This window comes from Citrobacter sp. FDAARGOS_156 (assembly GCF_001559235.2).
Classification (GTDB): domain Bacteria; phylum Pseudomonadota; class Gammaproteobacteria; order Enterobacterales; family Enterobacteriaceae; genus Citrobacter; species Citrobacter youngae.
Genome location: NZ_CP014030.2, coordinates 4387212 through 4401852, shown reverse-complemented (window position 1 = coordinate 4401852; position 14641 = coordinate 4387212). Strand labels below are relative to the sequence as shown.

Below are 14641 nucleotides of genomic sequence, written 5' to 3'. Positions count from 1 at the left end.
CGCTGACGCTTATCCGGCCTACAAACGATTACGTCCTGTAGGCCGGATAAGACGCCCATGCGTCGCTATCCGGCATCAGTATTATTTAATAAACGTAAAGGCCGTAGTGACGCGTTTCACGCCGCTTACCCGGCTGGCGATGTCTGCCGCCGCCTTCGCTTCGCGTTCGGTCACCAGACCTAACAGGAACACTTCTCCATTCTCGGTGGTGACTTTCACGTTAGAGGATTTCACCTGATCGCTGGTCAGTAGCTGGGAACGTACTTTGGTGGTTATCCAGGTATCGTTGGACGCATCGCCCAGACCGATTGGCTGGCCCTGACGGATCTCATTAAAGACCTCAGTCGTACCTTCTACGCCCATCGCAATCTGTTTTGCCCGCGCAGACAGTTCGCTATTTGGCGACTGACCGACCAGCAGCACTTTACCCTGATATGCGCTCACGTTGATTCGCGCTTCTTTCTTGATCTGGGCATCTTTCGACAACGCCGTATTGACGCGTAATTCCAGGGTCCCATCATCTACCTGGGTGCCGACACTGCGAGGATCCGTTGCTGCTTTCGTCCCGACAGCTGCTGTTCCGACAACGGCGGCAGCTACACAGCCTTGCAACAGCAATGCTGAGAGAACGACGGCGAGCGGCGAAAATGCCTTCATGTGTACTCCTTAATCATCCTGGTGAGGGAAAAGCGTGTTATCAATGAGATCGCAAAGGCAATTGACCGTCAGCATATGCATTTCCTGAATGCGGGCGCTGTGGTGTGACGGGATGCGGATTTCAACATCCTGTGGCCCCAACAACCCGGCCAGCTCCCCTCCGTCATAACCGGTCAACGCAACGATCGTCATGTCGCGCGTAACGGCTGCTTCAACGGCTTTTACGATATCGCGGCTATTACCACGCGTAGAAATTGCCAATAGAACATCACCTGCATGTCCCAGCGCACGGACTTGTTTTGCATAAACTTCGTCGTGCAGGCGATCGTTGGCAATCGCAGTTAAGACCACATTATCAGTATTTAGTGCAATCGCAGGTAAACTTGGGCGTTCTGTTTCAAAACGGTTGATCATGCTGGCAGCAAAATGCTGTGCGTTGGCAGCGGACGTCCCATTACCACAACAGAGAATTTTGTTGCCATTGAGCAGGGACTGAACCAGCGTCATGGCTGCACGGGAGATCGCATCCGGGAGTGCTTCAGCCGCAGCTATCTGAGTTTGAATGCTTTCAGTAAAGCAGACTTTAATTCTATCTAACACGCTAATCCTTAAGAACCAGGCTCTGAATCTTCAACTATGAGCGGTCGTTGAACGCATCCTTAAACCACTCAACATCATTTCCGGTGAAGGCTAACACATCGAACCGGCAATCCACAGTATCAAAACTCCCATTGTGGCGTGCAAGCCACAAGCGGGCGGTCTGTAATAATTTGTGTTGTTTGCTCCGGGTCACACTCGCCGCTGCGCCGCCAAACTGGGCCGAGCGCCGATAGCGAACCTCAACAAAGACGGTGGTGCTGCCTTCACGCATTATCAGGTCGATTTCGCCGCCACGTTCACGCACGTTGGCGGCGATAAAATGCAGTCCCTTGCTTTGCAGCCAGTTACGCGCGGTGGATTCCCACGCGTCACCGGTCTGTTTGCTCGTTAACTGGCGGGGACGACCTGTCCTTGCTGGTATTTGAGCCATGATAACTTCCTGTTAATTACGCAATCCTGCGTTGCGGTCAATGCGCCGGTGTTGCCGTTAATTTCGAAGCCCTGCACCTGACGCATTTGCGAGAAATGATTAGCGAGCGACCAGGCATCGACGCCCATTGCATACATGCGCGCCAGTGAGTAGTCATTGCGTACTACACTCAGCGCTTGCTGCATGAGCGGCTCGTTGCCGCCTGCCAGCATCGGTATTTCGCTGTACTGCAAACCTTCCATCTCCAGACGGAAATCAGGACCAGCGGTACCCTGCGCACTGCGGGAGCTGGCGTACAGCGTCGCACCGCTCTGGCTGCCGTTGCGCATAGCGATCATCGGCTTAATAAAGGCAATTTCTTCCGGCGTCGCCAGAATATACACGGCATCAACACGACCGCTGCCGCCGGTGATCTGCGCATCGGTAGGCGCAGCCGGTATCGTCAGACCGCCAATCGTCACGCCAGGTTGCGCAGGTACAGAGGACGCTACCGGGCTACCCGTCAGGGAAATCCCCGAGCCGCCGTTGACGCCCATTTTCAGCTCGGCGGTGGAGCCGAACTTCTGCTGCAGCACTACGCCGCCGCCCAGCTTTTGCCATTCCTGTGCAAAGGCGTTGGCAACGCGATCACCTAACGAACTCCGCGGGATCAACAGCAGTGGTGCTTGTTTTCCTTGTTCACGGATGTGGCGTGCGGCATCGCGCGCTTCATCTTCTGGCGACAAAGCGAAGTAGCAGACGTTCGGCAGGTTTTTCACCGACTCCGGCTGATTAAGCGCCAGCACGTTTAATGGCGTGTTGCTTTTCATCAGCTCTTCAACATTGTTTTTCAACAGCGGACCAACCACGATGCTGGCGCCATCCTGCTGGACCTGAGTCAGGATTTGGTTCAGCGGCTGTGATGAGGTGTCGTAGATTTTCAGCTCTGCGGACGGATTCGCCGGTGCGCTGGCGGTGGTTGGCTGAGCGGGTGCTGCGGGCTGCGCAGCAGGTGTTTCTGGCTGAGCTGGCGTCTCGTTGGTCAGATCGCTGACTGACGCCTGAGAAGGGCTGGCAACACCGTCAGTCGTTTGCGGCTGTTCCGTGGTCGTCGCAGTTGTTGTATCCACAACAGGCGCAGCTACAGCAGGGGCCGATACGGGTTGAGTACCCATATTTTTCGCCGCTTCAAAGCCTTGCTGAATAGTCCGGCCAAATACAGCGGCCTGACCGTTCAGTGGTAGCAGCAGCGCAATTTTGCTGGTGGAGGCGGGCTTAAAGCTCTGCACGTTAACCAACTGCGTTGGCAGCATTTTTGCCCCGGGGTTTTGCGGATAACGTTTCTGCCAGTCAGCAATCCCGGCTTTCATCATGTCCGGATCGTTACGGTTATCGAACCAGACGCGCTGGAGATCCAGCCAGCCTTGCAGCACGTTTTCATCCGCATTGATGACCAGCGCCTGCGCTTGTTCCTGGGTCATGGATGACAGCGCCTGCCAGGTGGCATCGATGTTTTTCTGCTTAGCATTCGCGGGCAGCAGCGGTTCCTGGGCGATCAGGGCGCGCAGTAGCGTCAGTGATGGGCGCCCCTGGTTGACGTCGATTTGCGCCTGCCAGTATCTGGCCTGCTGGTTTTGATCGAAATCGGCAGGAGTAAGTTTATCCAGCAGGGCCTGAGCGCCAGCGATATCTTTCTGCGCGAGCTTGATCTCGACGGCGAGCAACGACTGCTCACGACGCTGAGTATCGCTGAGTTTCTGCGGTAGCTGGTTGAATAGCTCGGTAGCCTGCTGGCTCTTGCCTTCTTTCAGCAGTGCACGAATGGCGAGTAATTGCCAGTTGGTCTTGCTATCATCTGAGCTTTGCTGCATTTGTTGCAGATAAAAGCCGGAATCAGCCTGCGCAGAGCCCTGCATATGGGCTGCACTCTGGTCTGGCGCCTGGGTGCCACAGCCTGCGAAAATCAGTGCAGCCAGAATGACTGGCAGCGCGCGCGCGGCTTTCAAACGAGAAAATGTTGAGGGTACCATACTGTATCCAGTGATATTTTTTTACTCAATGCTCAATATTAAATCGGCAATACGGACGACACAATGAAACAACACGAATCGGCGGATAATTCTCAAGGCCAACTCTTTATTGTACCTACTCCTATAGGAAATTTGGCTGATATTACCCAACGAGCGCTCGAAGTTTTACAAGCCGTTGATTTGATTGCCGCTGAAGACACCCGTCATACAGGATTGTTGTTACAACATTTCGCGATAAACGCCCGTTTGTTTGCGTTGCACGATCACAATGAGCAACAAAAAGCGGAAACGCTGGTGGCGAAGCTCAAAGAAGGGCAAAACATTGCGCTGGTTTCCGATGCCGGAACGCCGCTGATTAACGATCCTGGTTACCATCTGGTGCGCACCTGTCGCGAAGCGGGGATCCGCGTTGTTCCTCTGCCGGGCCCTTGCGCGGCGATTGCCGCGCTGAGTGCTGCTGGTCTGCCTTCAGACCGCTTTTGCTATGAAGGTTTTCTGCCGGCCAAATCGAAAGGGCGTCGTGATGCGATGAAAGCCATTGAGGCAGAGCCGCGTACGCTTATTTTTTATGAATCTACCCACCGCTTGCTGGATAGCCTGGAAGACATGGTTGCCGTCTGGGGAGAATCCCGTTACGTGGTGCTGGCGCGTGAACTGACCAAAACCTGGGAAACCATTCACGGCGCACCGGTTGGCGAGCTGCTGGCGTGGGTCAAGGAAGATGAAAATCGTCGCAAAGGCGAAATGGTGCTGATTGTTGAAGGGCATAAAGCGCAAGAAGACGATCTGCCTGCCGATGCGCTGCGAACCCTGGCGCTGCTGCAGGCCGAACTGCCGCTGAAAAAGGCCGCCGCGCTGGCCGCTGAAATCCACGGCGTGAAAAAGAATGCGCTGTACAAACACGCGCTGGAACAGCAGGGAGAGTAAGAGAGGCTGGATTAATCGCCAGCTTGTCGGAAGAACGCGCTGATAGCGTTGCAGCAAAAAGGAAAGTTGCAACGCGTTGGTGCGAAGAAAAGCGGGATGTGGCGGGTAAAAAACTAAACGATCAGTAACTCAACGCCTGTTTTAGCCAGCGCTGATTTGTCCTGCTTGCTGATGCTATCGTCGGTTATCACGCAATTAATCTTCTCCATCGGCAATACCTGATTAAAGCCACGGCGATTGAACTTTGTCGCGTCCAGCACCGCGATGACCTTATGTGCGGCAGCTGCCATGACGCTGCTAATGGAGTAGCCTTCGTTAAATGTCGTAATGCCATTTGTGGCATCAATCCCATCGGCACCCACAAACATCAGGTCAGCGCTGATCCCTTGTAGGGAACGTTCAGCGATAGTGCCATGCATTGAATGCGTTTTATGGCGCACGGTTCCACCGCAGACGACCAGCGTAATGTCTTTGTTTTCCGACAACGTGAATGCGGCGGGTAGGCTATTGGTAATAACGGTGATATTACTTTTTCGGTTTAACGCCTCCGCGATAAGCAAGGTGGTGCTTCCGCTATCGAGAATGACGGTCATGCCTTCTTCGACCATTGCGGTCGCGGCCTGGGCGATCCTTTTTTTCGGATCGCTGGCAAGTTGATACCGCTCTTCCAATATCACTTCCTGATTGTCGCCTTCAGCCAGGTGGCTTCCTGGTTTTGCCGCTCCGCCGTGAAAACGGGTGACAAGACCTTTCTCCTCTAATAACCGCAGGTCGGCGCGAATAGTCACTTCAGAAATACCAAAGGTATTCGAAAGGTCCATTACCAGCACGCTGCCTTGCGTATTAATCAGGTCGACAATTTTGTTCCTTCTCTCAAATGAGTTCATATTGATTTACCTGATAATTTAACTATCACTAGTTTAATCGAAGGATTGCGAAAGGTGAACGCTAAATTTCGAAAGGAAATGTGAGCCAGCGCAGGTTGCTGGCTCGTGAGGTCAGGCAAATTTGAGCAGAATTTTTCCCTGCATCGGTGCGCCATTGAGTGATGTTACCGCTTTGGCAAAACTGTCAGCATCGCCGCTATGGGCAATTAACGGCTCCAGCTGTAAACGTTTTTCGGTCAGCAAGCGTGCAGCGGTTTCCCACTCCTCTCCTGGCCATGGGCTGGAGTAGTTCATCCAACTGCCGAGAATGGTTAATTCCTTACGCAGTATTTGGCCAAATACACTGGAAGTCAGCGTCAGGTCCTGATGCAATGTACCCACTAACGCTACCTGTGCGCGAGGGCCTGCAATTTCTACAGACAGGGCTACGGTTTGTGGTGTTCCTGCTGTCTCCAGTACAAGCTGATCGAACTGCAAATCGGCCAGTGCAGAATAGATTTCCGCCGCGCCCATCTCCCGGCTATTGAATACGTGAGTGGCTCCCAACTCTTTCGCTAACGTCAATTTTTGTGGGTTGATATCAATTGCCGTGACACTTTTTGCACCGAGTTCGCGGGCACATTGCATCGCCAGCAAACCGATAGTGCCTGCGCCAACGATAATCACGTTTTTACCTTCGCAGCCCTGGGCCAGATGGAAGGCGTGCAAACCGACGGTAATCGGTTCGATGAATGCCCCGTCATCAATCGGCATATCTGAAGGCAGGCGGAACAGATTAGCGCGTTTCACCACCACATATTCTGCGTTGCCGCCTTCGCTACGTGAACCGACAAACTGATACTGCTTACACAACGAAAAGTAACCACGCTCACACTGAGGACAGTGGAAGCAGGGGAGCAGCGGCACACAGGCAACGGCGTCGCCTGGTTGCATATCAGTAACGCCAGTGCCGTAGGATTCAACATAACCGCTAAATTCATGACCCAGCGTTATTGGGTAATAATGCGCACCATGAGAGAAAATACGCGGGATATCAGAACCGCAAAGTCCTGAACTAACCACCCTGACCAATACATCGTTATCGGCTTGCAGTTGGGGCATGGGACGTTCTTCAACGCGTACGTCTCCCTCAGCGTGAATAACCACTGATTTCATAAGAGTCTCCAGAAATGTGAAGGGGAGCAAATGCTCCCCAGAAATTAAGATGTGGGCTGGCTTTCTGAGATAGCGGCTGCTTTTTCGGCGGCGACGAAATTACGTGCCCGGCGCCAGGTCAATAGCACACCTGCGAAGTAAATGATGGCAATAACTGCAAACGCCACGACGTTTTGCCAGGTAAAGAGCTGAATCAGTAACCAGGTGATCGGCGAGCCCCCCTGGTCCAGAGAGGCGACCATTCCACCTGCTTTCAGTGCCCCGGCGTTGGCGGCAAGCTGAGTGTGTAAGCCGATGGTCTGGGTGGCGATCCACAAGGTGATGCCCATGATGATGACGCCAGAGATCAGCGTGCGGAACAGATTCCCCTGATGAACGGCTACCGCCATTGCGACGAAGAACCCAATGGTGGCGAGATCGCCGAAGGGCAGAACCTGATTACCTGGGACCAGGACGGCAATCAGAATGGTCAGCGGAATAAAGATCAGGCTGGCGGAAACCACCGACGTATGGCCGAGCAGCAATGCGGGATCCAGACCAATTAAGAACTCCTGACCGCCAAATTTCGCCTGCAGGCGTTTGCGGGCATGCTTCGCGATAGGTGTTAAGCCATCCATAATCGGTTTAATGACGCGCGGCATGAGCAGCATGACGGCAGCAGTTTTTACCGCCAGTTGCAATACTGCTTTGATGTCATACCCGGCTAACAAGCCGATCACTAAGCCCATAACAAAACCGACGGTGACTGGCTCACCAAAAGGACCGAAGCGTTTCTGTACATCATCTGCACTGAAATGAATGCGATTCAGACCCGGGATTTTTTCAATGATCGTATCAACCAGGACCGCTATTGGCCCCAGATAGGCTGATGAGCCGTGTGGGATGGCAATACCTTCGAGACCGAAAAAGTCGCGCGTGTCTTTCGCAAACCAGTCGCCAAGTTTGTAGACAAATGCGGCGTGAACAACCACGCCGAGAATGCCCAGCCAGTATGAACCGGTTGCCAGATGCAACATGGCGCCGGTAAACGTCATATGCCAGATATTCCAGATGTCGACGTTCACCACGCGGGTCATGCGGGTAACCAGCATCAGGATATTCACACCAATGGCGACAGGAATCGCAATTAGCGCAATTTGCGAAGCCCAGGTCATTGGTGATGAACCCGGCCAACCAACATCAATGACATGCAGGTTGATTTGAAACTGCTCCGCCATTGCTTTTGCGGCAGGCCCGATAGAATCCAGCATCAGGCCAATAACCAGACCAATGCCGACGAAGCCGATCCCAATATGCAGACCAGATTTAAAACAATCCCCGAGCTTCATCCCCAATAGTTTTGAGAAGATGATGATCACGAGCGGCAACATAACCGTTGGACCTAAATCGAGGATATAACGCATTATTTCGCTAAACATGGCGTTACCCCACGAGGATAGTCAGTATTTTTTGCTGCAACGCTTCGATACCCACGCCTGAAACAAAAGGCATGCCGTGGACCACAGGGATATCGCCAAAAGTACGGTCAACACGGGCGGTGGTACAGATAAGATCTGCTCCATCCATATAGGTTTCGATTTCCGTTACCCGGCACTGAACCAGGTCGAGTTGAATATTGTTGGCTTCACACAGTTCTTTAATTTCTTCTGCTGCCATTGTTGAAGTTGCTACAGCACCGCCACAAGCCACAATTACTTTACGTTTCATAGGGTATTCCTTTTATTATCAGTTTTTTATCAAGCCTGGGCGCAAGGCTCAGACTCAAGGATTTTTTCCCGAAAGAGCATTGCCAGTTCAGCATCTGGCGCATTCAATAATGCTTCAATGGTGTTCGGGTTTTGCAGCTCACTAAACAGACGACGCAGGAGCTTCAGCTGCGCCGTCGGGTTCTCAACGATTAAGGCAATAATTAAAGAGACCGCTATCTCTTCATCATCATCTGCCTGCTGAAAGTTGACAGGCGTCTCTGGGCGAATCAGATAGATAGCTGGCGATTTCGCATGAACGGCTTCACAGTGCGGGATCGCAACGGCATGATGTTCCAGCGCGATTCCAGTTGGAAAGGTTGCTTCACGCTCAATCAGGGCCTGCGGGTAGCTTTCATGCACGACCCCTTTGGCCAGCATCTCTTCCCCAATGTGCACCAGCGCATGCTGACACGAGCTAAAGTTAATTCCGGTTCGGACAAAGAGTTGGCTCATATATTCTCCAGATTTCAGGCGATAACTGGCGCGCAGCCAAAGCGATAGGCACGCAGAACGTCCTGGATTTTGTCGATAATCAGATTATGTGGTGTAGCCGTGAGCGTTCCTTCTGACAGGCGCTCAAACTGCACGGGCATAAACTGGCTAATTAGCCCCAGCGGTAATGCCACACCGTTCAGGTTGGCAATTAACTTTTCTACGCTTTGACGAATGCGCGGATGAGGCCAGTAGTAGCGAATACGGTCAGACAAGCTGAAGTGAATATCGACCATCGCCTGGCTCCAGGTTGGACGATAGTATTTTTTCCAGTAATCCGGCTCATTCAGCATGACTTCATCAATCACCTCCAGCACCCGGCTCCGTTGTTCCGGAGAGATCAGCTCATTTTCCATTTGTGCCAGCGCAAAAATAGCTTCGCGAAGGGCGAAAGTCAGCGCGGGACCGACTTTCAGAATCGCATAGTGGTCACGTACCAGGTCACGATAGGCCTGACGGGTTTGATAATCTGTGGAGTGCGCCTCGTAGACCATCGGCGTCTCTTTGATCCAGGCGGAAAGCGCTTGTGCGGCTTGTGGTTGATAGTGAATGATCTGTGTGTGATCAAACTCTACGCCTGGCTGGACGACAATGGCGATCACACGGGTTAATGCTTCTTCAAGCCCTAATGCGCGAAAAGCGACCTGGTGTGTTTCCAGAGTACGGGCAGCATCTTCTTCGCGGGTAACATGTACGGTACCAATAGTACTGGCTTCTCCGCCAGGTACAGGAACTTCTGTCCCTATAACGTAAGTTAATTGGCGTTTCTGTTCTTCAGTGGCTGTTGCTTCTGCGGCCTGGCATAACACAGCGGCGCGCTCGGCGACAACCATTGGATCCAGCGGTGTGGGATCGTCAGCACAGGACATAGAGGCATCAAGATGGATTTTACTGAATCCAGCGGCGACATAAGCTTTAATTAAATCTACGGATTTCGCCATTGCCTCTGCTGCCGGTTCATTTTGCCAGCAGTTAGGACCGAGGTGATCGCCCCCGAGAATCAGTCTTTCACGAGGGAAACCGACTTGTTCTGCAATGTTATACACAAAGTCACGGAAATCGGCAGGCTTCATCCCGGTATAGCCGCCAAACTGATTTACCTGATTAGATGTCGCTTCGATCAGCACTTTACTGTCTGTATTGAGATCAAAACGTAATGCGGATTCAATCACCAGCGGATGGGCTGAACAAACAGAACAAATGCCCAAATGTTCACCCGCTTTATGACGAGAGATTATTTCTTTCACTTCTATCTCCGATATCTTTTGTTTATCTTCATAATATTTTTGGATTGAAGGCAAAGGGTAAAAGCATCTTTCGTGATCCAGCTTTAAAAACAAACCTTTGTCAGCACCCGTGCAATTCAAATTAATGAAGGACTTACAGCTTTCCTTCGCAGCCGCAGTCGGCAATGACTTTACGTACCACCTCTTTCATCGCTGTTTTTGCTGGCACCATGTAGTGCCGTGGATCGTTCGCATCGATGTGGGCGCTCAGGTAGTTTTTGAGTGCGTCAGCAAAGGCGATTTTGAGTTCGGTAGCGACGTTGACTTTGCAGATCCCGAGAGTGATTGCGCGTTTAATATCCTGAGGGGGCAGGCCGGAAGCGCCATGTAAAACTAAAGGAATATCAACGCATTGACGAATTTCTGCTAACCGTTCAAAGTCCAGTTTTGGTTCTGCGGTGTACAAGCCATGGGCAGTGCCAATGGCGACTGCCAGTGAGTCGATACCTGTTTTTTCTACGAACTCTCGAGCCTGCTCAGGGTGGGTATAAAGTGCATCCTTGCCATCCACGATCAGATCATCTTCTTGCCCGCCCAGGCGTCCCAGTTCTGCTTCAACGCTGACGTCATAGCGGTGGCAGTAATCCGTCACGCGTTTGACTAACGCGATGTTATCGGTAAACGGTAAATGGGAGCCGTCGATCATGACAGAGCGAATCCCTGCGGAGACTTTCGCTTCAATATCGCTGACGCTTTCATGGTGATCGAGATGAATTGCCAGGGGGTGGTTCCAGCTTCTGGCCAGCTCGCTGGCGATAGCGACTATATTACCTACACCAGCGTAGCTAAACGTACCTGGCGTTCCGGCGACGATCAACGGAGAACGTAGCTCGGCAGCCGTTTCCACGACAACCTGTAAGGTCTCGAGATTGTGGATGTTAAACGCGGGGACGGCGTAGCCTTCTTGTTGAGCCTTCTTCAGCATCGTTTTGCTTGAAATGATAAACATACTTCCTCCGAAGTCTTTCGATTTCTTTCTTCGAAATAAAGTATAGGGTTTCGTAATGTTTTTTTGTGATTTCGATCTGAAAAATGAAAGTTTCGAAAGTAATGGGAGGGTTGCGAAAGTTTATGCCAAAAAAAAGAGCATGCCCGTAGACATGCTCCTGAAGAAAAAACAGTGAAAAATCAGGTTACCGGTGCCGGGTTAAATACCGCCAGCTGGTTATGTAATCCCCACTGATCTGAGAAGGTTTTCTTACGACCGCTGGCCACGTCGAGAATGAACTCGAATAGCTTTAACCCTACTTCTTCGATGGTTTCTTCTCCGGTCGCGATGGTGCCTGCGTTGATGTCCATCAGGTCAAACCAACGATTAGCCAGTTCAGTTCGCGTCGCCATTTTTATCACCGGCACGGCCATCAGACCGTACGGCGTACCGCGACCGGTGGTGAACACCTGCACGGTAATGCCGGAAGCAACCTGCTGCGTACCACAGACAAAATCGCTTGCCGGGGTGGCGGCATAAATCAGGCCGCGCCTGGTTGGACGCTGACCCGGCGACAATACTTCGACAATCGCGCTCTTGCCTGACTTGGCAATAGAACCCAGCGCTTTTTCCACCACGTTTGCCAGACCGCCTTTCTTGTTACCCGGAGAGGGGTTAGCGCTGCGGTCAGTTTTTCCCATATCGAGATAGTTGTCGTACCAGGCCATCTCTTCGAGCAGACGCTTGCCCACCTCTTCGTTAACTGCCCGTGGGGTCAGAAGATGGATCGCATCGCGGACTTCGGTCACTTCCGAGAACATCACGGTCGCACCGCAGCGAACTAGCAGGTCGGAGGCATAACCTACCGCCGGGTTGGCCGTTACGCCAGAAAACGCATCGCTGCCGCCGCATTGCATGCCGACAACCAGTTCTGATGCCGGACAGGTTTCGCGCTGGCGCTGATTGAGCTTTGCCAGGTGGCGCTCAGCGACCTGCAAAATGTCTTCTACCATGGATTTAAAGCCAACGTGTTTTTCATCCTGCAGGCTGACGATACTGGCGCTGTCTACCGGAATACTTTTCACATCGTGAGTACCTTCCAGCAGGCGCTCAGGCTGGAGTTTTTCGCAGCCAAGGCCGATGACCATTACTTCACCGCCGAAGTTCGGGTTCAACGCAATATTGTGGATTGTACGAATCGGCACGATGGCGGCTGGGGCATTGATCGCCACGCCGCAGCCGTACAAGTGATTGAGCCCCACCACGCCGTCGACGTTCGGATATTTGGGCAGCAGATCGCGCTCAATGATTTTCACTACATAGTCCACCACGCCCGCCACACAGTGCACGCTGGTGGAGATGCCGAGCAGATTCTTGGTGCCGACGCTGCCGTCAGCATTGCGGTACCCTTCGAAGGTATACCCCTCCAGCGGCGGCAGCGGTTCCGGGACTTTGGTTGCCAGCGGTAATGTTTCCAGCGGCGGGGCTTTTGGCAGTTCAACCATCGATTCATCGATCCAACTACCGCGGGGGATATTGCGAACGGCATAGCCTATCACTTCGCCATAACGCACGATTTCGCCGTGAACAGGAATGTCCACGAGCGCCACTTTATGACCCTGGGGAATATGTTCAATTAGCTCCAGTCCATCCGGAAAACGTGTCCCGGCTTTCAGACCATTGTCATTGACAATAATCGCCACATTATCTGTGTCGTGAACTTTAATATAAAACGCCGTTGGCGATTCTTGTCTAATTTCGATGTCGGCCATTGTCCAGTATTCTCCAGCCAGGTGGTGATAATAATTGTATGGGTGTTGTTATATTGCAGCTAATTAAAAGCAATAAAAACTTGGTATTGTGAAATAAGAATGTCAGGAGATTAAATCTGAGAATGTGACCATGATCACTTAAACTCAGGTACATCATGCTGCCAGAGGTGGCAATACGTAAATGTGTGCATTAGCGCCCATGCTTATGTGCATTTGCCCAGGATAATATTCTAACGCATTTTCTTTAGTGAGCATTTGCACAATGATTAACCTTGTCGTGCTGATTATACTAAATCACGGTTTCATAGCACCTGATAAATTATTGCGTATTTTTATTGGTGGTAATTAATTCTTAAAAATGCCTGCCGAATAATAAAAGACATGTACCCGAGGTAACCTGAGGTAAATAGTATGATACTGGATACGGTGGTAGAGAAAAAGAAAGGTACGCACACTCGTTATTTAATATTGCTGATAATCTTTATTGTTACCGCCGTTAACTACGCGGACCGTGCGACGTTGTCTATTGCCGGTACGGAAGTGGCGAAAGAGTTGCAGCTCAGCGCCATCTCAATGGGTTACATTTTCTCCGCCTTCGGCTGGGCTTATCTGTTGATGCAAATCCCCGGCGGCTGGCTGCTCGATAAGTTCGGCTCGAAGAAAGTCTACACTTACAGCCTGTTTTTCTGGTCGCTGTTTACCTTCCTGCAGGGATTCGTGGATATGTTTCCGCTGGCCTGGGCGGGTATTTCAATGTTCATCATGCGTTTCATGCTGGGCTTCTCGGAAGCGCCGTCCTTCCCGGCGAACGCCCGTATTGTGGCGGCCTGGTTCCCGACGAAAGAGCGCGGTACGGCATCCGCAATTTTTAACTCCGCACAATATTTCTCTCTGGCGCTGTTTTCACCGCTGCTGGGCTGGCTGACCTTCGCCTGGGGTTGGGAGCACGTCTTTACCGTGATGGGCGTTATCGGTTTTGTGCTCACCGGCCTGTGGGTAAAGTTTATTCATAACCCAACCGATCACCCGCGTATGTCGCAGGAAGAGCTGAAGTTTATCTCTGACAACGGCGCGGTTGTGGATATGGATCACAAGAAGCCGGGCGCTGCGGCATCTGGCGGTCCTAAGCTGCATTATATCAAGCAGTTGCTGACTAATCGCATGATGCTTGGGGTGTTCTTCGGACAGTATTTTATCAATACCATCACCTGGTTCTTTCTGACCTGGTTCCCGATCTACCTGGTGCAAGAAAAAGGCATGTCGATTCTGAAAGTGGGTCTGGTGGCGTCGATTCCTGCGCTGTGCGGATTTGCCGGTGGCGTGCTCGGCGGTGTGTTCTCTGATTATCTGATTAAACGCGGCTTCAGCATCACCCTGGCACGTAAGCTGCCGATTGTGCTCGGAATGTTGCTCGCGTCGACCATTATTCTGTGTAACTACACCGATAACACTACCCTGGTCGTCGCGCTGATGGCGCTGGCGTTTTTCGGCAAAGGCTTCGGCGCGCTGGGTTGGCCGGTGATCTCCGATACCGCACCGAAAGAAATCGTCGGTCTGTGCGGGGGGGTATTTAACGTATTTGGCAACGTCGCTTCCATCGTCACCCCGCTGGTGATTGGTTATCTGGTGAGCGAGCTGCACTCATTTAATGCTGCGCTGATGTTTGTAGGATGCTCGGCGCTGATGGCGATGGTTTGCTACCTGTTTATTGTCGGTGACATTAAACGTATGGAATTGCAGAAATAAACAA

General features: G+C 52.0%; 14 protein-coding genes. 2 read left to right on the top strand and 12 right to left on the bottom strand.

Annotated features, from left to right (window positions below; translation table 11 throughout):
- Nucleotides 1–81: 81 nt before the first annotated feature.
- From dolP to AL515_RS21660, 4 genes are read right to left on the bottom strand one after another with little or no spacing between them, the layout of a single operon-like run.
- On the bottom strand, nucleotides 82–657 hold the full coding sequence (gene dolP / locus AL515_RS21675; protein ID WP_048213381.1) for a division/outer membrane stress-associated lipid-binding lipoprotein: 576 nt from the start codon (nucleotides 655–657) through the stop codon (nucleotides 82–84).
- Nucleotides 658–666: 9 nt separating this feature from the next.
- Nucleotides 667–1257, bottom strand: a complete 591-nt coding sequence (diaA, locus tag AL515_RS21670) for a DnaA initiator-associating protein DiaA (RefSeq protein ID WP_048213380.1) — start codon at nucleotides 1255–1257, stop codon at nucleotides 667–669.
- Nucleotides 1258–1291: 34 nt separating this feature from the next.
- Nucleotides 1292–1687: a YraN family protein gene (locus AL515_RS21665; RefSeq protein WP_061068674.1), complete on the bottom strand. Its 396-nt coding sequence runs from the start codon at nucleotides 1685–1687 to the stop codon at nucleotides 1292–1294.
- Entirely contained in the window at nucleotides 1645–3696 is a 2052-nt protein-coding gene (locus tag AL515_RS21660) for a penicillin-binding protein activator (protein ID WP_061068673.1), read from the bottom strand. The genes AL515_RS21665 and AL515_RS21660 overlap by 43 nt, the downstream gene beginning before the upstream one ends.
- Nucleotides 3697–3759: 63 nt before the next feature.
- Here AL515_RS21660 and rsmI point away from each other — a divergent pair, with 63 nt between their 5' ends.
- On the top strand, nucleotides 3760–4623 hold the full coding sequence (gene rsmI / locus AL515_RS21655; RefSeq protein ID WP_003024942.1) for a 16S rRNA (cytidine(1402)-2'-O)-methyltransferase: 864 nt from the start codon (nucleotides 3760–3762) through the stop codon (nucleotides 4621–4623).
- 113 nt (nucleotides 4624–4736) lie between these two features.
- On the opposite strand, the gene AL515_RS21650 is transcribed toward rsmI, so the two are convergent.
- The 8 genes from AL515_RS21650 to garD form a co-directional block, all read right to left on the bottom strand.
- A complete protein-coding gene (locus AL515_RS21650; protein WP_048213375.1) occupies nucleotides 4737–5510 on the bottom strand; it encodes a DeoR/GlpR family DNA-binding transcription regulator in 774 nt (257 codons plus the stop codon).
- A 111-nt stretch (nucleotides 5511–5621) separates the two neighbouring features.
- A complete protein-coding gene (gene gatD / locus AL515_RS21645) occupies nucleotides 5622–6665 on the bottom strand; it encodes a galactitol-1-phosphate 5-dehydrogenase (RefSeq protein WP_061068672.1) in 1044 nt (347 codons plus the stop codon).
- A 44-nt stretch (nucleotides 6666–6709) separates the two neighbouring features.
- Complete coding sequence (locus tag AL515_RS21640; protein ID WP_048213373.1) at nucleotides 6710–8083, bottom strand: galactitol-specific PTS transporter subunit IIC; 1374 nt, start codon at nucleotides 8081–8083, stop codon at nucleotides 6710–6712.
- Nucleotides 8084–8087: 4 nt separating this feature from the next.
- Nucleotides 8088–8372 carry a PTS galactitol transporter subunit IIB gene (gene gatB / locus AL515_RS21635; RefSeq protein WP_003828616.1) on the bottom strand — a complete coding sequence of 95 codons (285 nt, stop codon included), beginning with the start codon at nucleotides 8370–8372 and terminating at the stop codon, nucleotides 8088–8090.
- 29 nt (nucleotides 8373–8401) lie between these two features.
- Entirely contained in the window at nucleotides 8402–8866 is a 465-nt protein-coding gene (gene gatA / locus AL515_RS21630; RefSeq protein WP_048213372.1) for a PTS galactitol transporter subunit IIA, read from the bottom strand.
- Between the two features lie 14 nt (nucleotides 8867–8880).
- Nucleotides 8881–10152: a tagatose-bisphosphate aldolase subunit GatZ gene (gene gatZ, locus AL515_RS21625; protein WP_061068671.1), complete on the bottom strand. Its 1272-nt coding sequence runs from the start codon at nucleotides 10150–10152 to the stop codon at nucleotides 8881–8883.
- 133 nt (nucleotides 10153–10285) lie between these two features.
- The gene (locus AL515_RS21620; RefSeq protein ID WP_061068670.1) at nucleotides 10286–11140 is read right to left on the bottom strand and encodes a tagatose bisphosphate family class II aldolase; all 855 of its coding nucleotides are present in this window, start codon (nucleotides 11138–11140) and stop codon (nucleotides 10286–10288) included.
- 179 nt (nucleotides 11141–11319) lie between these two features.
- On the bottom strand, nucleotides 11320–12891 hold the full coding sequence (gene garD / locus AL515_RS21615; protein WP_061068669.1) for a galactarate dehydratase: 1572 nt from the start codon (nucleotides 12889–12891) through the stop codon (nucleotides 11320–11322).
- 411 nt (nucleotides 12892–13302) lie between these two features.
- On the opposite strand from garD, the gene garP reads away from it, so the two are divergent.
- On the top strand, nucleotides 13303–14637 hold the full coding sequence (garP, locus tag AL515_RS21605) for a galactarate/glucarate/glycerate transporter GarP (protein WP_048213368.1): 1335 nt from the start codon (nucleotides 13303–13305) through the stop codon (nucleotides 14635–14637).
- Nucleotides 14638–14641 lie beyond the last annotated feature (4 nt).

What these genes read in the sequence shown, in the direction of transcription:
- AL515_RS21660 (WP_061068673.1), bottom strand. Translation starts at nt 3,696, where the DNA reads ATGGTACCCTCAACATTTTCTCGTTTGAAAGCCGCGCGCGCGCTGCCA.
- gatA (WP_048213372.1), bottom strand. Translation starts at nt 8,866, where the DNA reads ATGAGCCAACTCTTTGTCCGAACCGGAATTAACTTTAGCTCGTGTCAG.
- garP (WP_048213368.1), top strand. Translation starts at nt 13,303, where the DNA reads ATGATACTGGATACGGTGGTAGAGAAAAAGAAAGGTACGCACACTCGT.
- AL515_RS21665 (WP_061068674.1), bottom strand. Translation starts at nt 1,687, where the DNA reads ATGGCTCAAATACCAGCAAGGACAGGTCGTCCCCGCCAGTTAACGAGC.
- AL515_RS21640 (WP_048213373.1), bottom strand. Translation starts at nt 8,083, where the DNA reads ATGTTTAGCGAAATAATGCGTTATATCCTCGATTTAGGTCCAACGGTT.
- gatB (WP_003828616.1), bottom strand. Translation starts at nt 8,372, where the DNA reads ATGAAACGTAAAGTAATTGTGGCTTGTGGCGGTGCTGTAGCAACTTCA.
- AL515_RS21650 (WP_048213375.1), bottom strand. Translation starts at nt 5,510, where the DNA reads ATGAACTCATTTGAGAGAAGGAACAAAATTGTCGACCTGATTAATACG.
- dolP (WP_048213381.1), bottom strand. Translation starts at nt 657, where the DNA reads ATGAAGGCATTTTCGCCGCTCGCCGTCGTTCTCTCAGCATTGCTGTTG.
- gatD (WP_061068672.1), bottom strand. Translation starts at nt 6,665, where the DNA reads ATGAAATCAGTGGTTATTCACGCTGAGGGAGACGTACGCGTTGAAGAA.
- rsmI (WP_003024942.1), top strand. Translation starts at nt 3,760, where the DNA reads ATGAAACAACACGAATCGGCGGATAATTCTCAAGGCCAACTCTTTATT.
- garD (WP_061068669.1), bottom strand. Translation starts at nt 12,891, where the DNA reads ATGGCCGACATCGAAATTAGACAAGAATCGCCAACGGCGTTTTATATT.
- AL515_RS21620 (WP_061068670.1), bottom strand. Translation starts at nt 11,140, where the DNA reads ATGTTTATCATTTCAAGCAAAACGATGCTGAAGAAGGCTCAACAAGAA.